Genomic DNA, 25,572 nt, shown 5'->3' with positions numbered 1-25,572 from the left:
CAAGAGAACGGAAGAATTGATGGTGTTCTCGCGTTTCTTCAAATTCATGTCCCACGACATGGCGATCGACCTCGGCACCGCCAACACGGTGGTCTATGTACGGGGCCGCGGTGTCGTGCTGAACGAGCCGTCGGTCGTCGCGATCGAGACGATCAACGGCGTCAAGAAGGTCCGCGCGGTCGGTGACGACGCCAAGCTGATGATGGGCAAGACCCCCGGCTCGATCGAGGCGATCCGCCCGCTGCGCGACGGCGTCATCGCCGACATCGACGTCGCCGAGGAGATGATCAAGCACTTCATCCGCAAGGTCCACGGCGGCCGCAAGTCGATGATGCGCTGGCCCCAGATCGTGATCTGCGTGCCCTCCGGCTCGACCAGCGTCGAGCGGCGCGCGATCCGCGATGCGGCATCGAACGCGGGCGCTAGCCAGGTCTTCCTGATCGAGGAGCCGATGGCCGCCGCGATCGGCGCCGACATGCCGGTGACCGAGCCGATCGGGTCGATGGTCGTCGACATCGGCGGCGGTACCACCGAAGTCGCGGTGCTGAGCTTGCGCGGCCTTGCCTATTCCACTTCGGTGCGGGTCGGCGGCGACAAGATGGACGAAGCGATCGTCAGCTACGTCCGCCGCAACCACAATCTGCTGATCGGCGAAGCCACCGCCGAGCGGATCAAGCAGGAAGTCGGTATCGCCAAGCCGCCCGCCGACGGCATCGGCCTGACGCTGCACATCAAGGGCCGCGATCTGGTGAACGGCGTGCCGAAGGAAATCCAGATCAACCAGGGCCAGATCGCCGAGGCGCTGAGCGAACCGGTCGGCACCATCGTCGAGGGCGTCCGCATCGCGCTCGAGAATACCGCGCCCGAGCTTGCCGCCGACATCGTCGACCAGGGCATCGTCCTGACCGGTGGCGGCGCGCTCCTGCAGGGCATCGACGAAGTGCTGCGCGACGAAACCGGCCTGCCGGTGACTGTCGCCGAGGATCCGCTGACCTGCGTCGCGCTCGGCACCGGTCGCGCGCTCGAGGATCCGCAGTTCCGCGGCGTCCTGATTTCGGTCTGACGAACCAGCAGGGGGAGGCGGGACGATGGCGCCGCCACTGTCACGGCGGACGGGGTTTTCCCGGCGCGCGCAATATGGCGTGTTCATCGGCTATGTCGCGGCGGCGTCGGGCGTCGTCGTCGGCCTGATCCTCGTCCTATTGTCGTCGTTCAATCCGCCGGCGTTCGCGGCTTTCCGTTCTGGGGTGGCGGAGATCACGACGCCGGTGTCGAGCGCGCTGGCGGGCCTGCGCCGCGCGGCGACCGTGCCCGGCGGGATCACCGACTATTTCGGCGGCGCCGACAAGATCAGGGCCTTGCGCAAGCAACTGGCCGACGAACATGCGATCGTGCTGCGTGCGCGCACCATCAACCAGGAAAACCGCCGCCTGCGCGCGCTGCTCAGGGTGCGTGACGTCGGCGGCGTGACGATCACGACGGCGCGGCTGGTGAGCTCGACCGCGGCGAGCACGCGCCGCTTCGCGACTCTGAACGCCGGCAACCGTCAGGGCGTCGAGCCCGGGCAGCCGGTGCGCGGGCCCGAGGGGCTGATCGGGCGCGTGCTGGAAACCGGCCCCAACGCGGCGCGCATCCTGCTGCTGTCCGATGCCGAGAGCATCGTGCCGGTGCGCCGCACCCGCGACGGCCTGCCCGCGATCGTGTCCGGGCGGGGCGACGGCCAGCTCGACGTGCGCGCGGCGAGTGCCGCCAATGCGCCGTTCCAGGCCGGCGACCTGTTCGTCACTTCGGGCACCGGCGGACTCTATCCCCCCGACATCCCGGTCGCGCGCGTCCTCGCCAATTCCCGCGACACCGCCATCGCGCGGATGCTCGCCAATCCCGATTCGCTCGATTTCGCGACCGTGCAGCAGCCGTTCCTGCCGCCGCTGCCGCGCCCCCAGCCGCCGGCGGCCAAGTGATCCCCCGCCCCCGCCCCCGCCCCCGCTCCCCGTTCGACGCTCCGCCGTCGCCACGGCGGCGCACGGTCATCGCCTCGCTGAGCATCATGACCGCATCGCTGCTGACGATCGTGCCGGTGGTCGCCAACGTGCCGTGGATGCCGCCGTTCGGGCTGCTGATGCTGCTGGCATGGCGACTGCGCGATGCCGAGGTGTTCCCGAGCTGGGGTCCGCTCGGCCTCGGGCTGTTCGACGATCTGCTGAGCGGCCAGCCGCTGGGCAGCGCGATGGCGTTGTGGACGATCACCTTCATCGTCATCGACATCATCGACAACCGCCTGGTGTGGCGCGATTTCCCGCATGACTGGGTGGTGGCGGGCGGCGCCGTCGCCTTCTGCCTGGTCGCGGCGAGGCTGGTCGCGAGCCCGCTTCGGGCGCATGTGGATACCGTGGTCCTAATCCAGATCATCGTGTCGGTCGCCCTCTACCCGCTCGCGGCACTCGTCTGCGCGCGGCTCGATGCGCGCAGGCGGCGATACCAGCGATGATCGGGACCGGCTCCCGCATCGCCACCGACGCGGCGCAGGGCTTCACCTTCACCCGCCGCGCGATGATGTTGTCGGGCCTCCAGATCGGGGTCGGCACGCTGCTTGCCGGGCGCATGGCCTGGCTGGCGGTAGCCGAGAACGAGCATTATTCGCTCATGTCGGAAAGCAACCGCGTCAACCTGACGCTGGTGCCGCCCCGGCGCGGCTGGATCGTCGACCGGCACGGCGCGCCGATCGCCAACAACCGCACCGATTTCCGCGTCGACCTAATCCCCGACCGGGTCGAGGACAAGGACCGGGTGGTCGGCATGCTGACGCAGATCCTGGCGCTGCCCCCCGACGAACGCGGACGGATCGACGCAGAGCTGAAGAAGTCCGCCGGCTTCCGCCCCGTGCAGGTCGCCGAGAACCTAGATTGGGACCGGTTCGCCGCGGTCAGCGTGCGGCTGCCCGAGCTGCCCGGCGTTGCGCCCACCCGCGGCTTTTCGCGCAACTATCCCGCCGGCGCCGCCGTCGCGCACCTGACCGGCTATGTCGGTGCGGCGACCGCCGAACAGTATAAGGAGACGCGCGACCCGCTGTACGTCACGCCGGGGTTCAAGTTCGGCAAGGACGGGCTGGAAAGGACGCTGGAGCCGCTGCTACGCGGCAAGCCCGGGGCGAAGCGGATCGAGGTCACCGCGCGCGGCAAGCTGGTTCGCGAACTCGAGACCCGACCCGATACGCCGGGGCGCACCGTCCGCCTGACGATCGATGCGGGGCTTCAGGAATATGCCGCGCGACGCCTCGGCACCAACTCGGGCTCTGCGGTCGTGTTCGACTGCTGGACCGGGGAAATCCTGGCGATGGTGTCGATGCCCGCCTACGACCCCAACAGCTTTTCGGACGGCATCAGCCACAACGAATGGAAGATGCTGTCGGAGGACGACCACGTCCCACTGATGAACAAAGTGCTGCAGGGCCTCTACCCGCCGGGATCGACCGTGAAACCGATGAACGGCCTGGCGCTGCTCGAAGCCGGGGTGAGCCCCGCGGAGCGCGTCTATTGCTCGGGTGCGATGCGCGTCGGCAACGGCATCTTCCACTGCCACAAGAGGCGCGGCCACGGCCCGCTCGACCTGCAGGGCGCGATCGCGCAAAGCTGCGACATCTATTTCTACGAGATGATCCGCCGCCTGGGCTACGACCGCGTCGCTCCCGTCGCGCGGGCGATGGGGCTCGGCCAGAAATTCGACCTGCCCTTCACCAGCCAGCGATACGGCACGGTCCCCGACAGCGCGTGGAAGCAGAAGAAATACAAGACCGGCTGGACCGTCGCCGATTCGCTCAACGCCTCGATCGGCCAGGGCTATGTGCTCGCCAACCCGCTGCAGATGGCGGTCATGGCGGCGCGGCTCGCATCGGGGCGGATGATCCAGCCGGCGCTGCTGTCCGCCCGCGTCGATCGCAGCCCCGCGGCGTTGCCGTTCAAGCCCGAGAATCTCGCCCTGGTTCGTCAGGCGATGGCGGCGGTGGTCAGCGGCGGCACCGGCGGCGCCTCTCGGTTGCAGGTACCGGGGATCGAGATGGCAGCAAAGACCGGCACCGCGCAGGTCCGCCGCATCACGATGGCCGAGCGGCGCAGCGGCGTGCTGTCGAACGGGCAGCTGCCCTTCAAGCTGCGCGACCACGCCCATTTCATCTGCTTCGCGCCCGCCGAAAACCCGCGCTACGCCGCCGCGATCGTGCTCGAACACAACGGCCATACCGTGCGTAATCTCGACACGCCGCTGACCGGGCGCGACATCATGACCTATCTGTTCGACCGCGACCGCGCGATGAAAAGCCTGGAGGAGGTCGAGCCGACATGGGGCGGCGACATCCGCACCCGCATGTCGGCGCAGCAAACCGCGTTCAACGCGGCGAACGCGCCCGCCGCGTCCTCTCCGCTGCCGCCCGAGGATGCGGCGGCAGAGGCGAGCAACGTCGTCGATGCCGCGATCGAGGCTTCGAACGCGACCACGCCCACGACGGGGGTTGCCGAGGGCCGCACCGCCGAATTGCCGCTGGAGGACGACGCGCCCGCCGGCAACGCCCAGTCGGGCGACGCGCGATGAAGGCGCCCGTCCGCGGCTTCGTCCCCGCGCCCCTCGCCCAGCTTCCGTGGAAGATCCTGTTCCTGGTGCTCGCGATCGGGGGCTTCGGCCTTGTCGTGCTCTTCTCCGCCGCCGGCGGCCATATGACGCCGTGGGCGCTGCCCCAGGCGGTCAAGTTCGCCGCGTTCCTCGGCCTTGCCGTGCTGATGTCGCGCGTGCCGACGTCGGTGTGGAAAAGCGCCGCGTTCCCGGCCTACGGGGTGCTGCTGGTGATGCTGGTGCTCGTCGAGCTGCTCGGCGCGGTGCGCGGCGGCAGCCAGCGGTGGCTCGACCTCGGCTTCATCCGCCTGCAACCCTCCGAACTGATGAAGCCCGCGATCGTGCTGGCGATGGCGCGTTTCTACGACATGCTGCCCCCGGCGGAGACCCGGCGCCTGCCGAGCCTGATCCCTGCGGGCGTCCTGATCGGCATGCCGTTCCTGCTGGTGATGACCCAGCCCGATCTCGGCACCGGGCTGATGATCGCGATGGGCGGCGTGACGATCATGTTCCTGGCGGGCGTGCCGCTGCGGCTGTTCATCGGCGGCGCGCTGCTGTTCGCGGTGTCGGTGCCGCTCGCGATCAACTACGTCCTCCACGATTACCAGCGCAACCGCATCCTCATCTTCCTCGACCCCGAAAGCGATCCGCTCGGCACCGGCTACCACATCAGCCAGTCGAAGATCGCGATCGGATCGGGCGGACTGACCGGCAAGGGCTTCCTGAACGGCAGCCAGAGCCATCTCGACTATCTGCCCGAGGGGCACACCGACTTCGCCTTTGCGACGATGGCGGAGGAATGGGGGCTGCTGGGCGGCTTCTTCATCATCGCGGCGTTCATGATCCTGATCCGCTGGGGCGTGATGGTCGGCGTGCGCGCGAGCGGACGGTTCGAGAGGCTGGCCGCCGCGGGCCTTGCCACCACCCTGTTCTTCTACGTCGCGATCAACCTGATGATGGTCATGGGCCTGGCGCCGGTGGTCGGCATCCCGCTGCCCCTGGTCAGTTTCGGTGGATCGGCGCAGATGACGACGCTGATCTGCCTCGGCATGTTGATGTCGATCGACCGCGGCAATCGACGCCATCCGGGCGGCTGGTAGCGTTTTTCTGCGAGAAAGGGGTTGCAATCCCTAGCGCCGATGGTACCGAGCGCCCTCCCGATCGCGGGCGCGGCCTTTACCGGCTGCACCATCCTCCGGTCATGGACGCATAGCTCAGTTGGTAGAGCAGCTGACTCTTAATCAGCGGGTCCTTGGTTCGAGCCCAAGTGCGTCCACCATTGTTTTTACTGGCTTTTTTCCGGCTTTCATCGGACTCGGTCAAAGCAGTTGGGCGTTCAGTTGGGAGTTTTCCTCCCCTCCAGCTTCCGAATTGCGCTCTCCGCTAGAGCCTGATCGCGCTTCATGTAATGCGCCACGATCGTCTCCGCGTCCTTCATGGAATGGCCCGTCAGAGAAGCGATTTCCGGCACCGTGCATCCCGCTATCGCCAGCCGGGTAACAGCCGTGCCGCGTAGATCGTGGAAGGTGACGCCGGACACGCCAGCCTTTTCGCACGCCTTGCGCCACGATGCCCGGAAGCCGGATTCGGTCCATGCCGTGCCGCCCTCGGTCGCGAGGATCGTCATGGGGCGCGGCTTGCCCTCGGGGATGCTCGCCAGTGCCGGCTTGGCGGCGTCCAGCGCCTCCCGGAGCGGTTCGCCAACCGGCACCACCACGCGCACGCCCGTCTTGCCCTGCACCACCCGGATATGGGAGCCGTCATAGGCGCTCCACGTAAGCCGTAGGAGGTCGCCTTGCCGCTGCCCGGTCCAGAGCGCCAGCGTGAGGGCGAGATGTAGATGTTTCGGGGCCTTGGCATAGAAGGCCGCCGCGTCGGCGTCGGTCCACGTCTTATCAGCACGCCCGGAGCGATAGAGCCGTCCGGGGCGCTCGCACGGGTTGAGCGGCACTAGGCCGCGATCGAAACTCCACGACAGGATGCGCGCCAGAACGCTGAAACGATAATCCGCTTGGCGGCGGGACGTGACGCCGATGCGGTCGCGCCAGTCGAGGAACACGCCACGCGAGCCGCGATCCAAAAGCGCGCTGATCGGGAAGTCCCCGAACTCCGCTTCAATCGCCTTGATGTGTTTCTTGTAATCGGCCCGCGTCTTTTCGGCGAGGTCGAGGAAATCCGATGCCCGCTGGAAACGGTCTAGCACAGACTGCAATTGCCCTTCCGGCGCGACACGGCGGGTAGCAACGGCGGCGTTGTAGGCCGCGTGAAACTCGGGGGAGCCGGGCGTGCCCTCAAGTCGCGGGCCGCCCTTCCAAGCATAATAATAGGTGACGCTGGAGCCGTCCGCGAGCCGCTTGGTAATGCGGTTGATGCCTTTAAGCCGAACGCGCATCGCGCTTTGCCTTCCACTGGTCCAACGGACTCATCTGATCGGAAATCGTTTCCTTAGACTGCACCAGAACGATTTTCCCGTCAGTGTCTATTTCGACACGCGCCACGTCCAAGCCCGCCGCCCGCACGGCTTTCACCGCACGAGTCAGATCGGCTTGCCGGAACGTGGCGCGCTTCGCTGTCATCGCGGCCTCAAAAGGCCCCGTTGAGGCGCACGGCAACGCTGGCGCTCGGGTTCGGGACGGCCTCGGTCGCCACGCCCAGCTTGGTGTTGCCGCCCGCCGTCTTGGTCACAACGCCGTTGGCACTGTCCCAATAAACGACATCGCCCTGTCCAATGGCGAGCGCCGCGACCTTGGGGAGCGTGAACACGCCCACCACGTCCAGCGCGAACGTATCGCCTATTTCCGCGTCCACGTTGGAGACGCCGACGATCGCACCCTTGATGACGACATCGCCCGACGCCACGGCGGCGGCGGCAACAATGTCTAGCGTGTCGCCACGCTGCACATAGTTTCGCATCTTACATTCCTTTCCGAAAAACGATGGTGTGAGGACGGCTGTGGCCCGCAATCTCCCGATCGCAGGCGGCTATTGCCGCCGCCATCTCACGATCCGAATTGAACTCGACGCGCTCGCCGTTCTGGTCGGTGAAGGCGCGCACGCCTTGCATCCGGGCCTCGAATAGCGACGCGCGCCATGCTTGGAGTTCGGCGAGCGTCGCCACGTTACAGCGCCTCGCCGGGGTTGCGGTAAGCGCCGCGCCAGTCGATCGCACCGGCCCCGAAATCAAGGACCACGCGCCACTCACGCCCGAGAACGTCCCACCCGTCGCGGGACGCCAGTTGCGGCCCCGGCGCGCTGGACAGATACCCATAGGCGAGCGTCGGCACTTGAGCCGGGTCCGCGAAAAGATACCACGCGCCTTCCGGCAAGCCCGGCTCCACGAGGAGCGTCAGCTTCCCGGAGAACGGGTTGGCATCGTCCACCTTCGCCGCCGCCAGCGCCGCAAGCAGTTGTTCGCCCTTGGTCTCCAGATCAGCCGCGACCACCAGATACTTGGGAGCCACGCTGATCCGGGTGACGCCATCGAGTCCGGTCTGCACGCGCATGGCGAGACGTGCCGCCGACAGTTCGTCCACGTCCGGGGCGGCGGCAATGCCAAGGTTGCCGTGGTCCGCATGGAACAGCGCCTTGCCATCGCTCATCGCCGGACCCGCTCCAGCGGTTTCCAGCAGCACCGACAACAGCAACTCGCGTTCCGTTGCCGCCGCCGCGTTACCGGCATTGCGGGCAAAGTCGCCAAGCACGCCGAAACGATCATTGATGAGAACTTGGCGGGTCAGCCCAAAGATGCTGGCATAGGTGTCCAGCTTGAACTTTTCGCCGCTCTCCGGGATGGTGACGTGCTTGATCTCGCCAGCTTCCGTCACCTTTTTCAGCGTCGGCAAACCACCCGTGCGGATGGCCGTCGCTTCGCGGAAATCGGGGAGGTTGCGCTGGACGCCGATGCTCTTGAGCGGCGACTCCGCTGCCCGATAAGACGCCAGCACGATGCGGGTGCCCGCGTCGTCCAGAGTGATCGGGAAATCGGACGTGGTGCCCATCGCGCGGGTGACAAGCGCGTCCGCGCCCATCGTCTGCACGCCGGACTCGCCGCTCCGCGTAAGGCACAACCGCATGTGGTCGTGCATCCCAAGGCCCATATACTGCCGTGCGCCATCGCTCGGCTCCGCGCCCGTGTAGGTCGCTGCCAAGGCTTCCGCCTGATAGCCGCGCACGATCGCCGGGTCCTCGCTGGAGCGGCCCACGATGATGACGGGGCGGCGGGCCTGCGATGCCTCCCAAGCCGACGCCCGCGCTTCCGTGACAGTCGCGCCACGGTCGATCAGTTCGTCCGCCTGTTCGGGCGTCATGCCTGCCGCTCGGCAGATGGTGCGGATTTCGGCCCGCGTGGTGACGGCCTCATCCGGCTCGGAAATCGTTTCCGGTTCCATAGTCGTATTGCTCCTGATTGTTGCGTTTTGGTCGGCGGGAACCGGAACAAGAGAGACCTCAAGGACCTCCCACTTCGTCATCGTTCGAGTTTTCTGGCCGTTGGCGGCGTCGCGGCCATCCTTCCAAGCGCTGGCGCGATAACCGACGCTAACGCCCGTGATGTCGCCACGCTCGATTGCCGCGAGCGCCAGCGGGTCGCTAATCCGCAAGGTGGCAACGATCGCGCCGCCCTCAAAGCGGACGGCCTCAACCCGGCCCTTCACGTCGCCGATTGAGGTTTGGCGATGCGCGTCCAGCACCGGCATGTTGGCGGCAAAGGACACATGGTCCGGGCCGATCGCCAGCGACTCCACGAAACCCGCCCGGCGCACGGGAGCGCCCGTGGACAGCGTGGCAGTCACGGTCGCGGTGCCGTCATCATGGCGCTGGAGGCTGGCAGGGCTGATCGTCGCGGGAAGGCGACGGGTAAGCAGATCAGACATATTCGTTCTCCTTCCGCTGGAGCGGGGAGACACGCCAAAACGTCTGCTTGTCGGTTTCCTCCACGGCCTCCAGCATCCCGCCCTCCCGGAGAACCGGGGCGAGCGGGCCTTGATGGATCGTGTTCACTACCGTCCGCTTGGAGGTCAGTTCCTCAATGCGGACACGGTATAGCGGGGGAACATTATGCACTTGGGGCCTCCTGACTGAACGTGAGGCCAAGGCGGGTTTCTCTCTCTCGGTCGGCAAGGATTTCCGCGTCTAGGCGGGCGATGTCCCACCCCAATTCGGCGGCGGCACGGCGGCGGGAGGTAAGGCCAAGCCGCAGCATTTCGGCAGTTGCTGCAACGTCCTTCGCGGGGTCGATCCACGGCCTTGCGGGCGCGATGAACTCGCACGCTCTTGCCTCAGCCAGATCGGCGATGTTCCCGGCGAGGTATTCGCGCGTTGCGAACGCCTCCCAAGCCGGTTTGAGGAATTGCGGGACGATCGTGGCGAACTGTGCCGCCTCAACGCGCATGGAGAACTCCACCATGCCACCGCGCAAGCTGCCATAGTTGGCATCCGCCAGATTGTTGGAGACAAGGTGGGTCGGCACGCCGAACCCGGCGCTGATCCGGTGCAGTTGATGGCGTAGGAACTCCGCCGCCTGTTGCGCCTGTTGTGGCGTCGCGAACTGGACGCGCCAGCCCGCCGGAAGCACCTTCAACGTGCCCGGCTCGAGTCCGCTCTCCAGCACGCTACCGCGCGACGTGCCGTCGAACGGGAAATCGGCGGCGGCATTATTCTCATCCGTCGCGATACCGGCGAACATCGCCGCGACCTTCACGCCCATGACAAGGGCGTTCTCGGTATCGGCAAGCGTGTCGGCGGCGTTGAGGACGGCAATGCCCCACGGCGCTCCGCGTATCTGTCCGGGAAAGTCCTGCCGCCACAACCGGGCGTAGCGGTCGCGTTCGATCCGCTCCGGGGCGGCGGCGGGGTCGCGACGAATATAGATGGCGGACTCGCGCCCGTCCATGAACTCCACGCCCTCTTTGATCGTGGTGCCGTTGTCGTGATCGGTCGCGATGACGCCACGCGGCACGCGGAGCCAAGTCCAATCAGGCTGGAGGATGGCAACGCCCTCGCCGGACACCACCATGTCGCGGGCAAGGCCGCCAGTCAGAGCGTCGAAGCTGCCGCCGCCCCACACGGCGCTCCCGGCATAGGCCGTCCACGCGGTAAGCAAGTCGGGATCATGCGGCGCGAAGCCCCACCCGGACCCGGCGAGCGCGGTTGCCCACGCATCGCAGCCGTTCCGATAATAGCCGTCGCTGGCATAGTGTTGTTCGCTCAACGCGATGACGTTGGACGGCACCGTCCGGCGGTCCCCTAGCGTGTTCCAGCCGGGCTCGTCCCGCCAGCGCGTGGCCGTGGGTTCGTATGCCCGCGTGCGGAGACGATCGGGAAACAGCCAAGAGCGGAGGCCCATGTCAGTTCGCCCCGATGCGCCCGTTCACCGCGCCGACAAGCGGCATCAGCAACGGTCCGAGATGCACAAGCATCGTGACGTGCGGGAGATAGTCCGGCTGGAAATCATTTCCGGGCAGCCGGCCCTCGCCGTCATACAGCACGGCGCGAACGGCAACCTTGCCGGTCTGATCGGACTTGCGAACGTCCACGCGAAGGACCCAGAGTTCGCCGCGCTCGATACCCTCCAGCGCCGCGATAATTGGGTGCATGACAGTCGCAGTGCGATCGGGGTCCGTGAACTCGGTCCAGCCGTAGCAAGCGAGCGATGCCGCCCGGATGACATCGCGGCCTTGAGCGCCAGCGTCCGAATTGAGCGCCGACAGGATCAGCCCGGCGGCAATGTCACAGCCGCGATAGACCGCGTGCTTGACCGCGCCGTCACCGATGACGTGAGAGTGCAGCAACCCGTCGCGATTGAATGTGCGAAAGCGCGCACTGCCCTTTTCCGCGTCGTCATGCGAATATCCCAAGAGTCGATGAGACTCTAGTCCACGTGCAACTGGCGAACTATACTTGTTGTTATTGACAATCGACTTGGTTGTCACTTTACTATCTCCCGAATATCGCGGCGACTCGGCCCGATACCAGGGATATAACAAACTATCCGCAGAGTCGATACGGTTTTTAACTTGACGACATTTTGCCGCCCCTGTAGGAGCGTGATTGCCAAGGCTCACGGGATTTTGGGCTTTGGTCTCTTCGTCGTCGTGTCAGATGGTTAGCCATTCCATCTGGCAGTTCGGGGGGTCGGGCTGGCGTATCGTCAACCAGCGTTTAGTCCGACGCTTCGCCGGGCGGGCGGGTTTGTTCACTCCTCGCCCGCCCGGCATCTTTCTCGTTGCCGCTGTAATGCGGGTCTGCAATTCTAAGCCGATGACGAGTCTTTCCCGACGATCGATGCTGGGCGGGTTGACAGCGACCGCATTGACTATCTCTGGCCGGAAGTTGCACGCTCAAGGCGTGGAACGCGATCTCAGTCACCTCACGCCCGAACAGCGCGCAACCCATCAAGCGATGCATGCGCGAATGATGGCGGCCCTAACCTATGAGCGCGTCACTGTGCCGGGTGCACAGGCGCTCTCAGCTTGGCAGAAACTCCGGGACGCCGGTCGTGGCTGGCCTGTGGTAGTCGGCGATGACGAGGGCCTCGAAAGGATCGCGGATCAATTCACCATGGGCGACCCGAAAGTTTCTGGCGTAGACATGCCGGGAATGGATTTGCGGTCGCCCGCTCAAATCCTCGAAATTGCCAACAAAATACAATTTCCGGCTGATCTCCGTAAATGGTCAGGTGCTTATCAGCCGGAAGATTTGCGTGCGCCGCTCGGCGAATGGCCAAAGGAAGTTGGCGACGCGGCCCCCGGCCTAACCATTGCAACCGATCTAGTATCGGGAAAAGTTCACGACAAAGTTCATATTCTCTTGGTTCCAGCTAAGTTTAGTTGGGAAGTGCCTGCTTATTTGAGATGGGGTGATTGGAATGCGTGTCCTCCACCCGAGTACCACGTTGCCGCGCTGAGAGAATGGCATCAAAGATTTGGAACTGAACTTGTTGCGATTAACGGCGATACGATGAACTTGAAGGCAACCAGCCGCCCGAAGAATCGCGATGACGCACTTGCTTTAGCCCGCGACCAATATGGCTACTGCCCTGATATTATCGACCAAGGCGTCGGTTCCATATCGGCTCTGGCGGCGACGTTGATGCAATCGGAGTGGTGGTATCTGTGGTGGGACTGAGATTCAGTGCCCGAGCCACGCCGAACGAATAACCGGCTTCACGGCGGGCGGGACAGCCCCGACGCTCGCTAGTTCTTCCTCCCGCCGGTCCAGATTAGCCGTAACCAGCGTGCGGGCGGCATAGGCATAGACCACGCAGTCCAGCGCCTCCGCTCGCATCCCCGGCTTGCGCTCAAACCGGCGCACCGGCTGGCCCCGGACATAGCGGACCACCCGCCGTTCGGACGCAAGCTGCTCATACCACACCGGCTCCAGCGAGTCGGAAAACCGGATAGTGCGACCACGCGCCAGCCGAGTGAGGATTTGTGCTTTCAGGCCGTCCACACCGATCAGGAACAGTTTGACGCCCTTGGCTTGTGACAGAGCGGCGGGAGGCCGCGTGCCCGCCACGCCCTTGCCCGCCATGATCTTGCGGCCAAAGCGCGGACGGCAAAACGCATAGACACGCTCGGTCCAGCCGCCATCGCCGGAGTCGATGATGGCCGAGTCCAGGCGGAGCGTTCCACCGCGCGGGTGCGGCCATGTGGTGCGCAACAAATCGTCCAGTTCCGCCCATGTCGTGTCATCCCCGGGGCTTCCCCAGATGACGACATGCCCCAAGATTAGCGCGGCGTCTCGCGACCACCCCACAAAGGTTGTCTCCAGTCGATCGTCCTGCACATCCACGCCCGCCGTCACGATCAGCACGTCCGGCGGCATATTCTCCAGCCCGAACGGCTCCGCCCTCGCCTGTAGCGCGGACTCATCCACCGCTTCCGACTCTTCCCGCCAGCCTTGGGCTAGGATCGTATTGACGAACACTTGCAGGGTGTCGGGACTGCCCTTGGCCGCCAGAAACTCCGCCGCCAGCCGGGACCAGCTTGCGTTCGCATGGGGACTGACAAGCGCGTTGATGCGAAAACCCGCGTGCCCCTTCACGTCCGGGCATGTCGCACGCCAGCGGCCCGCCGCCATCATCGCCGCCTTGAACCGTTCGGAAATCGTTTCCTCGCAATGCGGGCACCGGAAGGCGGCGGTTTCGGGCTTGTCCGGCTCCCACTCGATATGTTGCCACAATATCTCGGTGAACTCGCCGCACTCCGGGCACGGGACCTCAAAAATGCGCTGATCGCTCGTCGCGTAGGACCGCAGCACATTGGAGGTTTCCTCAAGCGTCGGCGTGCTGCCCATGACGATCTTGCGGTTGGAAAAGGACATCGTGCGGCGCTCCGCCAGCACCACGGGGTTGCCTTCCGGCCCCGGCTCCATTCCATCGGCCTCATCTATCAGCAGCACGCGGACGTTGTGCCGCCGCAGATTGCGCGGGGCCTTCGCCGCCACGATTTTCAAGCTGCCACCGGGGAAGCGCCGGGATAGGAGCGTGTTGCGCCCGCCTTCGTCGGCACTCAGCAGCCCGGACAGCGCGGGCGTGGCGTCAAATATCGGCTCGATGTCCGACACGGTATAGTCGCGGCAATCGGCCTCAGTAGGCAATAGCAGCAGGATCGGGGACGGTTCGTTCGCGACGTAGGAGCCGATCGTCGCGGTAAGCAGCGTGGACAGGCCGACGCGGACACTCTTTACCAACGTCACCCGTTCAATATCCGGGTCGCTAATCGCATCGGCAATGCCGCGCTGGAACTCCCATAGCCGGACCTCGCCGGGGAGCGCGGACACGTCCTCGGGAAGCTGGAGGTTGGACTCGATCCATTGGGACAGCGGCAATCGGGGCGGCGGTCGCAATGCCCCCAGCGCCCGTTCGCGGGTGCGCCACGTCGAGGGGCTAAAGGTCGTCATCGGCGAGTTCCTTCAATGCGTCGCGTATCTCCCGGTCGATCAGGGTGAGGTCGTGCGTCGTGAGATGCGCCAAGTGTTGCTGGAGCCGGGCGGGCATGGCGAGGAACCGGGCGCGGATGAGGCGACATATCTTGTCCCACATCATCTCGACCTCGCTCGCCGGGATGAGGTCGCGCCGGGCGGCGGCGTTCTGCATCTCCAGCTTGTCGGCGCGGGCACGCGCTTCCCGTTCGCGTTCGGCGGCGAGGCCGGGGCCGCCACGTCCCATCGCGTTCTCGCGAAGGGTCCCGCAATAAGCCCGAACAGAGTTTCTTAAATCGAACTGACCATCCTCGCCGCGTTCGATCGTGCCAGCAGTGCAGAGTTGCCGAATACGGTTTTCGGAAACGCCGACTAACGCCGAAAGCTGAGTAATGCCGATGCGCTGATCTATCGACATGGGCGATAATCCTTAAGTTGAACTGAGTTGAGGCAGGCAACCCGTTCTAATTTGACTTTAGTGATTGGAATGTCGCGGCTCCGCGTCCCCGCAACGGCCACCCCATGGGAAGGACCCGCCGTGTCCCGGTGTGCCCAGAGCCGTGTCCTAGGAAAACTCCGCGTAAGTGATTGAAAATACACGCGAGTCCTAGGTGCCACGGGTGTCCCACTGAGTAATTGCCTAAAGGCTTTTTTCCAGTAGGCCCGTCCGCAGTTGCTTTGACCGCCGATGTCCCCTGCGGAGTTACTACTAGGACTCCTAGGACTCCTAGGACACAAGGTATCAACGCACTGTAATACTGCGGTTTTTCGTGTCCTAGGCGTGTCCCAGCAAAGCCGATGTGTCCTAGCGATCATTGTTCGGCCTCCCAATCCACGGGAGCGCCAAGCCATGCCGCGAACCTATCCCGAGCCGTCGCGAGAACGGGCAGCGCATAGACCCATGTGCGATCGTGCCGCCCGCCGTGGCGCTTGCGGTCCAGTTCGGGCAGCATCTCCCGCAACCGCTTCCCGAACGTCGCTGAGTCCAGCGCCTCCCCGTCATACCGGCGGGAGCGGATGAACATGACATAGGCGTCTCGCAACGCCTCGCATCCGACCGTCTGCCCGCCGTCCTCCCACTCATCATCGGCGAAATGATTTCCGACCTCGCCGCGACTAAGGACCTCGAACCACCACCTATGCACCCCCCGCAAGCTGGCGAGTTTCTGATTCCGCAGCCCCTCGGTTTCGGGGGCCTTCCGCACGTTGAAGCCGGTTAGGTCGAACGTCTGGAGGTAGTGGAGCAAAGCGGCAGGCCCGGTGCCCTCCATTTCGGCCCATAGGGCACTGAAATAGGCGTCATCGCCCTTCCGGGCGTCCGTTACCTCAAACACCGCCCAGCGGCGTTCGTCATGGCTCGCTGGCACCACCCATTCCGCGTTGGCGGAGATGAACAAGCGCAACACGCTCCGCAGATTGATGGAGTCGATGCCCTTGCGTTCGATCTCCACGAACTCGGACGTAACGAGGTATTTCAGGACCTCCTCTGCCTTGCGATCTCCCGCCCACGATCCTTCCTGCACATGGAGCAACAGCGCGTTCTCCATGCGCCGGTTGAAGCGCCCCACGATATGCTCGGAATTGGCGACAGTCGGCGCGTGGCGACGCCCGATCATCCGCGCCAGATATTCGCCAATGGTATCCTTGCCCGCGCCCTTGGGGCCTCGCAGCACGAGCGCCACGCCCGGCTTCGCTTGGGGCCGCTGGACCATGTGCGCCAGCCATCCGATGACATAGCGGGCGTGGTCCGGGTCGCCAGCGCAGACGACATTGACGATATGGCGCACGAACAGCTTGCAAGAGCCGCTGGCGTCCGGCTCCACGTTCCAGCCGCGCCACAGATTGAGCGTGCCCGCTGGAGCGCCGCCGGGCGCGAACTCCACGCCGTTCGGGAATGTGCGCCGATCAGCATGGCGCATCCACCGCGCGGAAATCGGTTCCGATCGCTTTTCGGTAACGGCCACCCGATCATTCGCATAATAGGCGTGGAGGTCGCGTTCGGTGCTGAAATCGGTGCCGCCGTCCGCCCGCTCGGTTGCGATCAACGCTTTGCCCTGCACCATCGCTAGGGCGTGACGCTCATTCAGGCGGGCAATGTCATCGTCGGTATAGCTTTCCTCCCAGCCGTGCTCCTTGGCGAGATGGTAGAGCGTGCCGATGGCGACGGGCTTGCCGCTGGACTTGCCGAACGAGTCCCACACCCGGCGCTGATCGCGGGCGTCATATTTCCCGCTCGCACGGCTCCATTCGTCCCACACATCAAAGCCATGCTCGCCGCCCCGGCTTTCCGCGTGGAGCGCCATGCCGATTGGGCGCCAGCACGCTTCGCGATCGTCGCGAGCATCGGCTGGGATGGCGTCTAGCGCCGACCCGATGCGCTCCCAATCGGGGACGTGCGGCAAGTCCTCATCATCCGCGACCGGCTGGAATGGCGACGGGTCCGCCGCGCCGGGCCTGTATGGCTTGCCATCCTTCCCGATCGCGTCGGCGTCCAGTTCCTCGGCAAGGTCCAGCGCCGTGCCGTCGATCATCCGCACGTCTGGCGCGGGTCCGCCCTCAACGCGGCCATAGAAATAGGTTTGCGACAGCGCGAAGGACTCGCCCTGTAACGCGCCCTCCAGCGCACCGTTGAGACGGGCGCACAGGCGTTCCCGGTCCTCCGGGCTATGCGAGCGCGACAACGGGCACAGCACGCGCCAGCGGGGCTTGTCCGGGCGATGCGAGGGCGTCGTGTAGATGAGGCCCGCCAGCCCGGAAGCCTCCAGCAACGCGCCAGCATCGTCCACCGTGAACGTGCCCGCGTCGTGATCGCCCTCTACGCCGTCGATCGCCAGCACGTTCGCGTTGTGGCGGAGCGAGCCTTTCGCCGACACCACGTCCCCGAACGCGCCTAGCTTGATGAGGGGCAAGCCGTCCTTCCGGGACGCCACCCGGCGCGGGATGGCATCCGCGATCTCCGCCAGCGAACGGGACATTGCGCGCTTGGTGCGCCCGGTCGTGTCGGGGAACACAGTAAGGGGAAGCCGCCTTGCGAGCGGACTGCCCGCATGGTATCCAGATACCGGCTCGGGCGTCCTTCGGAACGGTGCGTCAGGGCTGGGATATAGAACATCTCTGACGCCGCCCCGAGGGCAATGCGGGGCGGCGTTTTCAGTTGGCGGTTCTCTCGTAAGCCTTTGATCTTGCATGGGCCATTTTCTTTCCAGTTGGGAAAAAAGCCGAGCAAAATCAAAGCCCCGTTAGGGACTCTTAATCAGCGGGTCCTTGGTTCGAGCCCAAGTGCGTCCACCACCGTTTCTTTCTGGCTCCTTCCGACGGCAGCGTTGCTGCGTGCCTCGGCTGTTCGCAGTTGCGGCAGACGGCACGCTGTGCGCGGCGAACGGCGCTTGTGATGTTGTAACATGCCGCGTATCCGGTGTCCGAAACCAAGGGACACCATGATGCATTCCAGACTGTTCGGCGCGAGCCTGATCGCGCTCGCATGTGCGACGCCTGCCTTCGCTCAATCGATGGCCCCCGCCCCCACCAGCGACATCGTCGTGACTGCGCCTGTGCGCACCAGCGAGGCCGACGTGCTGCAGGGCACGTCGATCGTGAAGGGCGAGGAGCTGACCCGCGACCTGCGTCCGACACTGGGCGAGACGCTGGCGCGGCAGCCAGGCGTGTCGGCGACCTCGTTCGGGCCGAGCGCCTCGCGCCCCGTCCTCCGCGGCTTCCAAGGCGAGCGCGTGCGCGTGTTGACCGACGGCATAGGGTCGATCGACGTGTCGAACACCAGCGTCGATCACGCGGTCATCATCGATCCTCTGCTGGCCGAGCGGGTCGAGGTGCTGCGCGGGCCGTCCGCGCTGCTGTTCGGGTCGTCGGCGGTCGGCGGCGTCGTCAACGTGATCGACACGCGCATTCCGCGCACGGTGCCGGCGGACGGCTACCGGCTGAACGGCATCGCCACCTACGGTTCCGCCGCCGACGAACGCTCGATCGGGGCCGCGGGCGACGTCGGGGTCACCGACAAGATCGTGCTGCACGCGGACGGATCCTATCTGAAGGCCGACGACCTGCGCACGGGGGGCGGCTACATCCTGTCGCGTCAGGCGCGCGCTGCCGCATTGTCGCAGGTCGGCCTGCCGCAAGGCGACGACCCGATCGACTTCGCCGCCAACGCGAATCTGCGCGGTCGCCTGCCCAACACCGCCGCCGAGACGTGGACCGCGGGGGTCGGCGGCGCGATCATCACCGACACCGGATCGCTTGGGCTGTCGTACAGCCATTACGACAGCCTCTACGGCGTACCGATCCGCTATGCGACCGCTGTCGGGGGGGAGCAGGAGGCGCCGCGCCTCGACATCGTGCAGAACCGCGTCGACCTGCGCGCCGAGGTGAAGACCGGCGGCACCATCCTCGATTCGATCCGCCTGCGCGCCGGCCATGCCAGCTACCGCCATTTCGAGCTCGATCCCGCGGGAGACATCGGCACCGCCTTCTACAACAAAGGCACCGAGGGCCGCCTGGAACTGGTCCAGGCGACGCGCGGTGGGTGGCAGGGCGCGTCGGGCGTCCAGTATTTCAACCGCGCGTTCGACGTGATCGGGGATGAGGCGTTCCTGCCGCGCAGCGAGACCAACCAGACGGGGCTCTTCACGCTGCAGCAATATGCCAGCGGGCGCCTCCGGGCGGAGGGCGGCCTGCGCTACGAGCTGACCGATCACGCCGCACGCACGATCGCCGGCGACGACCGCTTCTTTCGCGGCAAGCGCCATTTCGAGACGCTGTCGGGTTCGCTCGGAGCATCGTACGAAGTGACCGACGGCGTCCGCATCGGCCTGAACGGATCACGCACCGCGCGCGCGCCGTCCGCCGAGGAGCTGTTCGCCAACGGCCCGCACGCCGGCACCCAGGCCTACGAACTCGGCAGCCCCGATTTCCGTGTCGAGCGCGCATGGGGGCTGGAAGCGACGCTCCACGCGCACGGCGACGGATTCAGCTTCGATGCGTCTGCGTATCACAGCTGGTTCAGCAACTATATCTACGAGGCGCAGACCGGACAGGCCCCTTGCGAAGCCGCGGCACTGGCGGCGGGGCGCGACGGCGTCGACCTGCCCTGCTTCCAGTTTGCCCAGGCCGATGCGCGCTATTACGGGTTCGAGGCCGATGCATCGGTGAAGCTGGCGCAGATCGGCGGCTACCGGATCAATGCCGATGTCGTCGGCGACTATGTACACGCCACTATCAAGGGCGGCGGCCCGATCCCGCGCATCCCGCCGCTGCGCATCCTCGGCGGGATCGAGGCACAGGGCGACAAGCTGACCGCGCGCGCCGAGGTCGAGCATGCCTTCGCACAGGACCGCATCGCCGCGTTCGAGACGCCGACCAACGGCTTCACGCTGGTCAACGCATCGCTGTCGATCAAGCCGTTCGCCAGCGACCGGACGACGCTGTTGCTGAGCGCCAACAACATCTTCGACGTCGAGGCCCGACGTCATGCGAGCGTGCTGAAGGACTTCGCACCGCTCGCCGGTCGGGATTTACGCGCGACGCTGCGGTTCGGGTTGTAACAAGCCGGCTTAGCGCCCCCGCTCCGCCGCCAGCGTTTCCCAGGCAATGCGTTGCAGGGCGACCGCCTGCGCATCCGACAGGCCAAGCTCGTCCGCAGCCCGCTCGTTGGCGCCGAGCGTGCGCGGATCGACCCCGGTGACCTTGCCGAACACGACCAGCGCCTCGAGGTAATAGCCCGCGACGCTCGCGTGGTAGTGGTCGTAGGCCCACAGGTTCAGCTCGCCGAAGGTCACGCCGTCATAGGGGTTCGGGTCCGCCACGCGCGCCGCGAACGCGCGGTTCCAGGCGGCGCCGACCGGGATAACGCCGTCGATATCGCGGCTGGCGGCGCGGGCGCGGCGGCTGCCGGCGTAGAGATCGTCGGCCATCTTCGCGATCGGCGTGCCGGTCCACGGGCTGCCGGGGCGATAGACCTGATCGGCGCGGCTCCACGTCGCCATCACCTCGACCTGCACGCGCGGGTTGGCGCGGGTGAGCATCGCCGCCAGCGTACCGGCGTCGCGGACATGGCTAGCCGGGTCGCCGGGGCGCTCACGGCTGAAGGTCGACAGATCCTGCAGCACGACGACGTCCCACGGGCGGTCGATCACCGCGCGCCGCTCGGCAAGATGATAGCCCAGCGTCTTGCCGCCCTGCGTCTCCAGGCTGACCTGCCAGTTGAGGCCGGCCTGCTCGGCGAACAGCTTGAATAGCGCCGGCACCCCGCCATAGCCCGCGCCGTTCAGGTCGGTGACGCTGCCCGCGCGGTAGTTACGCACCGCCGAATGCGCGCCCTGCGTGAAGCTGTTGCCCACGAACAGGATCGTGCGCGCCGGCGCCACCGCTGCCGCGCGCGGTGCGGGTGCGACCTGCGCGGCGGCGGGGACGGCAGCGAACAGCGCGGCGGCGGCGAGCAACATCGTCTTCACGTCAGAACCTCTTGCTGATGCTGGCGTACAGGTAGCGGCCATAGGGGGTGTAGAGCGAGCCAAGATACCCATCGGCAGTGATCGGCGGCTGCTTGTCGAACAGGTTGCGCGCGCCAATGCGGACCCGAGTGTCGTCAAGCGCCCCGCCCTTGAACCGGTACTGACCGTACAGGTTCACGGTCGCCTGCCCCTCGACCACATAGGGCAAGCCGTTGACGTCGAGGAAATTGGTGTCGTTCACGTCCGCCGTGTAGTTCACGAAACCGCCGATCTGGAAGCGGTGATAGCTCCAGGTAAGCGACCCCGTCAGCCGCCATTTCGGGCGCCCGCGCTGCTCGATCAGGTCGCTGGCATCGGTCAGCGGCGTGGCGGCATTGATCTGGCCCGCGGCGCGCGCATCGAACAGCGCCTGCACGCCCGGAGGCGCCTCTCGGCTGAACTTGGTCAGGTGCGCCGCGTTCAGTGCGACGTCGAACTTTCCGAAACCGGTGCGCAGATTGTAGAGCAGCGACAGGTCGATGCCCTGGACGGTCTGCGGCAGAAGGTTCGTGAACTGATCGTTGATCTGCGTCACCACACCTGCCGTGGCGAGGCCGGTGCCCGCGAACACCGGCGTGTCGTCGGCGGTCGGTGCGGCGCGGATGACGTTGGGGTTCGACGATCCCTGCTGGCGCAGCAGATAATCGAGCACCAGCGCATTCTGCGGCCCGAACTGGCCGACAATACCGACCTGCTGGATCGACCAGTAGTCGGCGGTCAGCGTCAGACGCCCGTAGGCCGGGTCGCCGAAGTCCGGCTGCACGACAACGCCGAAGGTGTAGTTGGTGCTTTCCTCCGGCTTCAGATCGGGGTTGCCCGAGATGAAGATCGAATAGCTGGTGCCGCGCGAACAGGCGTTGAAATTCGCAATGCGCCGCGCGCGCAGATCGGCCTCGCAGCGCAGGAAATCGGTGTTCGATCCCAGCCGCGAATATTGCACGACGTTGGTCTGCTCGAGGTTCGGCGCGCGGAAGCCCTTCGAATAGGAGCCGCGGAAACGGAAGCCCTCGACGATATCGAGTGCCGCGGCCACCTTCGGCTTCGCGACCGAGCCGAAGTCGCTGTAATGCTCGTATCGGCCCGCCAGCTGCAAATCGAGGCGGTGGATGAAGGGCACGTCCATCTCCGGCGATACCACCGGCACCGCGAGCTCCCCGAACGCGGAGAACACGGTGCGGCGACCGCGGGTCGTCGGCGTCGGGCTGACCGCGGCGGTGTTCGACAGGTTGCGCTCGCCTGTCACCGAATCAACGAACTGGTTGGTGCCGTTCAGATTGTCGTCGCGGATATCGGCCTGCGTTTCGCGCCGCCCCTCGACGCCGAGCGCGATGCCGAGGTTGCCGCCGGGCAGCGACAGCAGGTCGTTGCGCGACACCTTGAAATCGGCAAGCGCGAGCGTGGTCTTCGACCGGCGTTTAAGGTCGAAGCTGAAGCTGTCGATCGCGCCCTGCGACGACGGCGTGCAGTCGCCGACGCTGGGCGTGGCCGAACAGCCGCCGCTGAAGGGATTGTACGCATCCGGCGTCGACAGGGCGAGATTGGCCTGCAGCTTGGTCATGTCGATCGCGTTCGACACGTCGGTCGCCTGCGCTTCGGAATACAGCAGCGCGGTGTCGAAATCGAAGCTGCCGATCTGTCCCTTCAGCCCGCCCAGGAACCGCGACTGCCAGTTGTCGACCGTCACCACCTGCTTGCCGGCATCGACGAAGCGGTAAGTCGACAGGCGTACCGGCAGGCCGGCGACGGGCACATTGGTCAGCCCGGCGATGCGATTGGGGTTGGCGGTCCCGTTGGCGAAAGTCACCGGCCCGAACGGGTTCCAGTAGTTCGATGCCGGGATCACGATCGCGTTCAGGTTGATCGTCGGCGGCTGGATGCGTGTCGTGTCGGCGCGATAATAGCCGATCTCGGTATAGGCGGTCAGCGTGTCGCTGAAGTCGTAATGCGCGGTGAGGAAGCCGTTGTAGCGGTTGATCGACGGCGTGACGGTCGTGCCGGGGCGCGTATCGAACCGTTCGGAGCGCAGCGTCGTCGCGGTCGCGCGCGTGCCGCTGCCCAAGCACGTCTCTGCATTGACGGTCTGGAGGCAGCCGGGGTTCAGCACCGACTGGGTATGGAACGCGCCCGCCGACGAGGTGAGCGCGGTGGTCCCGCGGCGGATCGTGCCGGGGCCGTTCACCACCGCCAGGTTCGCCCAGGGCGATTGGGTGGCGCGCCCGTCGGCGTTCAGGTTGCTCGCGAACCGTGGATCGTCGGCGAAATAGCTCAGCAGATTGTCGGTCGCGGTATAGGGCTGGTCCTCGGCCAGCTGCGCGGTGCGGCGGGTGTAGTCGAGGTACAGCGATACGTTGCCGCGCTTACTGGCGAAATCGGTGCCGATCAGTCCGGTCGCCTGGAACTCGCGGCGATGCGTGCCCTCCGCTCCGCCGTAGCGCAGGTCGATCTGCGCGCCGTCGTAGTTCGATTTGGTGACGGTGTTGACCACGCCCGCGACCGCATCCGCGCCGTAGATGGCCGCGGCGCCGTCGCGCAGGATCTCCAGCCGCTCGATGCCCGCGACCGGCAGAGCGTTGGAATTGTAGCCGAGCACCGGCACGTTGCCGTCGCCGGCCTGACTGGTCGGGTGCTGGACCAGACGCCGCCCGTTCAGCAGCACCAGCGTGTTGCCGACGCCCAGATTGCGCAGGTTGATCGAATTGACGTCGCCGCGCGCCGCGTTCGACGTCTGCGGGTTGTTCGATTCGTTGAACGTGACATCGCCCGCCTGCGGGATCGCGCGGAACAAATCGTCGCCCGATACGGCGCCGGTCGCGTCGATCTGGTTCGCGTCGATGACGGTCACGGGCAGCGCCGCGGTGGTGCTGGCGCCGCGGATCTGCGAGCCGACGACGACGATGTCGGGGCCGGCGGGCGCCGTGCTCTCGTCGGTCTGCGTCGATGCAGCGATGCCGGGCACCGCCTCTGGCGCGGGCGGTTGCGCCGGCACGTCCTGCGCCGCCGCGGCCTGTGCCCAGACCATCGCGAACAGCGCACTCCCGGCGCGCCAACCCAGCTTCGTCATTCCATTCTCCCCTTGCAGTGCCCGGCCGTCAGTTGACGGTCACGAGTGCGTCGTCTTCGTCGATGGTTTCGGCGTCGCTGACGCGGCGGTTGTCGAGCACGTCGGCCAGGCGGGCGCGATCGAGCTTGCCCTCCCACCGTGCGACGACGACCGCGGCGACCGCGTTGCCGATGAAATTGGTGAGGCTGCGGCACTCGCTCATGAAGCGGTCCACGCCCAAGATCAGCGCCATCCCCGCGACCGGCACAGACGGCACGATCGACAGCGTCGCGGCGAGCGTGATGAAGCCCGCGCCGGTGACCCCGGCGGCACCCTTTGAAGACAGCATCGCGACGCCCAGCAGCGCGGCCTGCTCGCCCCAGCTGAGCTCGATCCCCGTCGCCTGCGCGATGAACAGCGCGGCGAGCGTCATGTAGATGTTGGTGCCGTCCAGGTTGAACGAATAGCCCGTCGGCACGACCAGCCCGACGACGCCCTTGTCGCAGCCGGCGCGCTCCAGCTTGCCGATCAGGCTGGGGAGTGCGGCTTCGGACGAGGACGTGCCAAGCACCAGCAGGAGTTCGGCCTTCAGATAGGCGATGAGCTTCAGGATCGAGAAGCCGTGGAGCCGCGCGACGAGCCCCAGCACCCCGAGCACGAAGATCAGCGAGGTGAGGTAGAAGGTCGCGACCAGCGCGCCGAGGTTGACCAGACTCCCCGCGCCATATTTGCCGATGGTGAACGCCATCGCCCCGAACGCCCCGATCGGCGCCGCCTTCATCAGGATGCCGACCAGGCGGAACACGACGAGCGTGACGCGCTCGAGAAAATCGAGCACCGGTTCGGCAGGCTTGCCGACCAGGCTCAGCGACACGCCGAAAAGGATCGCGACGAACAGCGTCTGAAGGATCGAGCCGTCTGTCAGCGCGGACGGCATCGTCGTCGGGATGATCGCCATAAGGAAACCGGTGAGCGTCGTTTCGGCGGCCGCGTGGGTATAATCGGCGACCGCCCCAGCGTTCAGCGTCGCGGGATCGACGTTCATCCCCGCGCCTGGCCGCACGACATTGGCGACGATCAGCCCGACGATCAGCGCGAGCGTGGAGAAGAACAGGAAATACCCGAACGCCTTCGCCGCCACGCGACCCACCGCAGCAAGTTCGCGCATTCCGGCGATGCCGGTGACCACGGTCAGGAAGATGACCGGGGCGATGACCATCTTCACCAGCTTGATGAAGCCATCGCCCAGCGGCTTCAGCGCCTCGCCGGTCGTCGGCCAGAAATGGCCGAGCAGCACGCCCGCGACGATCGCGACCAGCACCTGGACGTAGAGGTGGCGATAGAAGGGCACGCGGCGCAGTGTGGCGGTATCCGGCGTGCGGTCGGTAGCGACGATCATACATCCCCTCGTGCGACATTGGCGTCGCCGCTTCTTCTGCCAGAAGCCGTTGGGGCGCATCCTAAATCAGCGTGACGATGCCAGCACCGCCGCTGCGAACATGACCT

Annotated in this window: 21 protein-coding genes and 1 tRNA gene; 8 read left to right on the top strand and 14 right to left on the bottom strand. The window is 66.0% G+C overall.

All coding sequences use genetic code 11. The annotated features are described in order from the left end of the window. The first annotated feature begins 19 nt into the window (after positions 1-19). The 6 genes from M9980_RS04190 (at position 20) to M9980_RS04165 (ending at position 5,881) form a co-directional block, all read left to right on the top strand. Positions 20-1,063 (top strand): rod shape-determining protein, encoded by a 1,044-nt coding sequence (locus M9980_RS04190; RefSeq protein WP_250753682.1) that lies wholly within the window; start codon positions 20-22, stop codon positions 1,061-1,063. Between the two features lie 25 nt (positions 1,064-1,088). Further along, positions 1,089-1,961 carry a rod shape-determining protein MreC gene (locus M9980_RS04185; RefSeq protein WP_250753680.1) on the top strand — a complete coding sequence of 291 codons (873 nt, stop codon included), beginning with the start codon at positions 1,089-1,091 and terminating at the stop codon, positions 1,959-1,961. Between the two features lie 86 nt (positions 1,962-2,047). Next, the gene (locus M9980_RS04180; RefSeq protein WP_250753677.1) at positions 2,048-2,488 is read left to right on the top strand and encodes a rod shape-determining protein MreD; all 441 of its coding nucleotides are present in this window, start codon (positions 2,048-2,050) and stop codon (positions 2,486-2,488) included. Beyond that, positions 2,485-4,584, top strand: a complete 2,100-nt coding sequence (gene mrdA / locus M9980_RS04175; RefSeq protein WP_250753675.1) for a penicillin-binding protein 2 — start codon at positions 2,485-2,487, stop codon at positions 4,582-4,584. Before M9980_RS04180 ends, mrdA begins: the two co-directional genes overlap by 4 nt. Further along, entirely contained in the window at positions 4,581-5,702 is a 1,122-nt protein-coding gene (rodA, locus tag M9980_RS04170; protein ID WP_250753672.1) for a rod shape-determining protein RodA, read from the top strand. Before mrdA ends, rodA begins: the two co-directional genes overlap by 4 nt. 103 nt (positions 5,703-5,805) lie before the next feature. After that, a tRNA-Lys gene (locus M9980_RS04165) sits at positions 5,806-5,881 on the top strand. A gap of 57 nt (positions 5,882-5,938) precedes the next feature. On the opposite strand, the gene M9980_RS04160 is transcribed toward M9980_RS04165, so the two are convergent. The 8 genes from M9980_RS04160 to M9980_RS04125 all read right to left on the bottom strand — a co-directional run bounded on the left by M9980_RS04160 (position 5,939) and on the right by M9980_RS04125 (position 11,531). Further along, on the bottom strand, positions 5,939-6,994 hold the full coding sequence (locus M9980_RS04160; protein WP_250753670.1) for a site-specific integrase: 1,056 nt from the start codon (positions 6,992-6,994) through the stop codon (positions 5,939-5,941). Further along, a complete protein-coding gene (locus M9980_RS04155) occupies positions 6,978-7,178 on the bottom strand; it encodes a hypothetical protein (RefSeq protein ID WP_250753668.1) in 201 nt (66 codons plus the stop codon). The genes M9980_RS04160 and M9980_RS04155 overlap by 17 nt, the downstream gene beginning before the upstream one ends. A 7-nt stretch (positions 7,179-7,185) precedes the next feature. Further along, complete coding sequence (locus M9980_RS04150) at positions 7,186-7,515, bottom strand: DUF2190 family protein (RefSeq protein ID WP_250753666.1); 330 nt, start codon at positions 7,513-7,515, stop codon at positions 7,186-7,188. Position 7,516: 1 nt separating this feature from the next. Then, the gene (locus M9980_RS04145; RefSeq protein WP_250753664.1) at positions 7,517-7,720 is read right to left on the bottom strand and encodes a phage head-tail joining protein; all 204 of its coding nucleotides are present in this window, start codon (positions 7,718-7,720) and stop codon (positions 7,517-7,519) included. Position 7,721: 1 nt separating this feature from the next. Then, positions 7,722-9,473, bottom strand: coding sequence for a prohead protease/major capsid protein fusion protein (locus M9980_RS04140; protein ID WP_250753662.1), 1,752 nt, complete (start codon positions 9,471-9,473; stop codon positions 7,722-7,724). Further along, on the bottom strand, positions 9,466-9,663 hold the full coding sequence (locus M9980_RS04135) for a hypothetical protein (protein WP_250753660.1): 198 nt from the start codon (positions 9,661-9,663) through the stop codon (positions 9,466-9,468). The genes M9980_RS04140 and M9980_RS04135 overlap by 8 nt, the downstream gene beginning before the upstream one ends. Next, a complete protein-coding gene (locus M9980_RS04130; RefSeq protein ID WP_250753658.1) occupies positions 9,656-10,831 on the bottom strand; it encodes a phage portal protein in 1,176 nt (391 codons plus the stop codon). The genes M9980_RS04135 and M9980_RS04130 overlap by 8 nt, the downstream gene beginning before the upstream one ends. A gap of 115 nt (positions 10,832-10,946) precedes the next feature. Next, a complete protein-coding gene (locus M9980_RS04125; protein ID WP_250753656.1) occupies positions 10,947-11,531 on the bottom strand; it encodes a hypothetical protein in 585 nt (194 codons plus the stop codon). 415 nt (positions 11,532-11,946) lie between these two features. On the opposite strand from M9980_RS04125, the gene M9980_RS04120 reads away from it, so the two are divergent. Beyond that, complete coding sequence (locus M9980_RS04120) at positions 11,947-12,726, top strand: DUF4253 domain-containing protein (protein WP_250753653.1); 780 nt, start codon at positions 11,947-11,949, stop codon at positions 12,724-12,726. Between the two features lie 3 nt (positions 12,727-12,729). Here the strand turns inward: M9980_RS04120 and M9980_RS04115 are convergent, their stop codons facing one another. The 3 genes from M9980_RS04115 to M9980_RS04105 form a co-directional block, all read right to left on the bottom strand. Beyond that, a complete protein-coding gene (locus M9980_RS04115) occupies positions 12,730-14,502 on the bottom strand; it encodes a phage terminase large subunit family protein (RefSeq protein ID WP_250753650.1) in 1,773 nt (590 codons plus the stop codon). Next, positions 14,489-14,941, bottom strand: a complete 453-nt coding sequence (locus tag M9980_RS04110) for a terminase small subunit (RefSeq protein WP_250753648.1) — start codon at positions 14,939-14,941, stop codon at positions 14,489-14,491. The genes M9980_RS04115 and M9980_RS04110 overlap by 14 nt, the downstream gene beginning before the upstream one ends. Positions 14,942-15,335: 394 nt before the next feature. After that, positions 15,336-17,498 carry a DUF5906 domain-containing protein gene (locus tag M9980_RS04105; protein ID WP_250753645.1) on the bottom strand — a complete coding sequence of 721 codons (2,163 nt, stop codon included), beginning with the start codon at positions 17,496-17,498 and terminating at the stop codon, positions 15,336-15,338. Positions 17,499-17,963: 465 nt separating this feature from the next. Here M9980_RS04105 and M9980_RS04100 point away from each other — a divergent pair, with 465 nt between their 5' ends. Next, positions 17,964-20,078, top strand: coding sequence for a TonB-dependent receptor (locus M9980_RS04100; RefSeq protein WP_422921407.1), 2,115 nt, complete (start codon positions 17,964-17,966; stop codon positions 20,076-20,078). 9 nt (positions 20,079-20,087) lie between these two features. Here the strand turns inward: M9980_RS04100 and M9980_RS04095 are convergent, their stop codons facing one another. Genes M9980_RS04095 through M9980_RS04085 form a run of 3 tightly spaced genes read right to left on the bottom strand, consistent with a single transcriptional unit; the run spans position 20,088 to position 25,465 of the window. Beyond that, on the bottom strand, positions 20,088-20,978 hold the full coding sequence (locus M9980_RS04095) for a DUF4886 domain-containing protein (RefSeq protein ID WP_250755053.1): 891 nt from the start codon (positions 20,976-20,978) through the stop codon (positions 20,088-20,090). Between the two features lie 10 nt (positions 20,979-20,988). Then, on the bottom strand, positions 20,989-24,087 hold the full coding sequence (locus tag M9980_RS04090; protein WP_250753639.1) for a TonB-dependent receptor domain-containing protein: 3,099 nt from the start codon (positions 24,085-24,087) through the stop codon (positions 20,989-20,991). 28 nt (positions 24,088-24,115) lie between these two features. Beyond that, positions 24,116-25,465: a dicarboxylate/amino acid:cation symporter gene (locus M9980_RS04085; protein WP_250753637.1), complete on the bottom strand. Its 1,350-nt coding sequence runs from the start codon at positions 25,463-25,465 to the stop codon at positions 24,116-24,118. Between the last annotated feature and the right edge of the window lie 107 nt (positions 25,466-25,572).

Origin of the sequence: Sphingomonas donggukensis (genome assembly GCF_023674425.1) — a bacterium.
Classification (GTDB): domain Bacteria; phylum Pseudomonadota; class Alphaproteobacteria; order Sphingomonadales; family Sphingomonadaceae; genus Sphingomonas; species Sphingomonas donggukensis.
Note: the sequence above shows the minus strand (reverse complement) of the source record. Positions and strands in the feature narration are given on the sequence as shown.

Excerpts from the sequence above, each read along its gene's own strand:
- M9980_RS04150 (WP_250753666.1), bottom strand. The coding sequence starts at position 7,515 with ATGCGAAACTATGTGCAGCGTGGCGACACGCTAGACATTGTTGCCGCC.
- mrdA (WP_250753675.1), top strand. The coding sequence starts at position 2,485 with ATGATCGGGACCGGCTCCCGCATCGCCACCGACGCGGCGCAGGGCTTC.
- M9980_RS04155 (WP_250753668.1), bottom strand. The coding sequence starts at position 7,178 with ATGACAGCGAAGCGCGCCACGTTCCGGCAAGCCGATCTGACTCGTGCG.
- M9980_RS04090 (WP_250753639.1), bottom strand. The coding sequence starts at position 24,087 with ATGACGAAGCTGGGTTGGCGCGCCGGGAGTGCGCTGTTCGCGATGGTC.
- rodA (WP_250753672.1), top strand. The coding sequence starts at position 4,581 with ATGAAGGCGCCCGTCCGCGGCTTCGTCCCCGCGCCCCTCGCCCAGCTT.
- M9980_RS04105 (WP_250753645.1), bottom strand. The coding sequence starts at position 17,498 with ATGTCCCGTTCGCTGGCGGAGATCGCGGATGCCATCCCGCGCCGGGTG.
- M9980_RS04180 (WP_250753677.1), top strand. The coding sequence starts at position 2,048 with ATGACCGCATCGCTGCTGACGATCGTGCCGGTGGTCGCCAACGTGCCG.
- M9980_RS04085 (WP_250753637.1), bottom strand. The coding sequence starts at position 25,465 with ATGATCGTCGCTACCGACCGCACGCCGGATACCGCCACACTGCGCCGC.
- M9980_RS04115 (WP_250753650.1), bottom strand. The coding sequence starts at position 14,502 with ATGACGACCTTTAGCCCCTCGACGTGGCGCACCCGCGAACGGGCGCTG.
- M9980_RS04190 (WP_250753682.1), top strand. The coding sequence starts at position 20 with ATGGTGTTCTCGCGTTTCTTCAAATTCATGTCCCACGACATGGCGATC.
- M9980_RS04140 (WP_250753662.1), bottom strand. The coding sequence starts at position 9,473 with ATGTCTGATCTGCTTACCCGTCGCCTTCCCGCGACGATCAGCCCTGCC.
- M9980_RS04100 (WP_422921407.1), top strand. The coding sequence starts at position 17,964 with ATGCATTCCAGACTGTTCGGCGCGAGCCTGATCGCGCTCGCATGTGCG.
- M9980_RS04160 (WP_250753670.1), bottom strand. The coding sequence starts at position 6,994 with ATGCGCGTTCGGCTTAAAGGCATCAACCGCATTACCAAGCGGCTCGCG.
- M9980_RS04095 (WP_250755053.1), bottom strand. The coding sequence starts at position 20,978 with ATGTTGCTCGCCGCCGCCGCGCTGTTCGCTGCCGTCCCCGCCGCCGCG.
- M9980_RS04185 (WP_250753680.1), top strand. The coding sequence starts at position 1,089 with ATGGCGCCGCCACTGTCACGGCGGACGGGGTTTTCCCGGCGCGCGCAA.
- M9980_RS04110 (WP_250753648.1), bottom strand. The coding sequence starts at position 14,941 with ATGTCGATAGATCAGCGCATCGGCATTACTCAGCTTTCGGCGTTAGTC.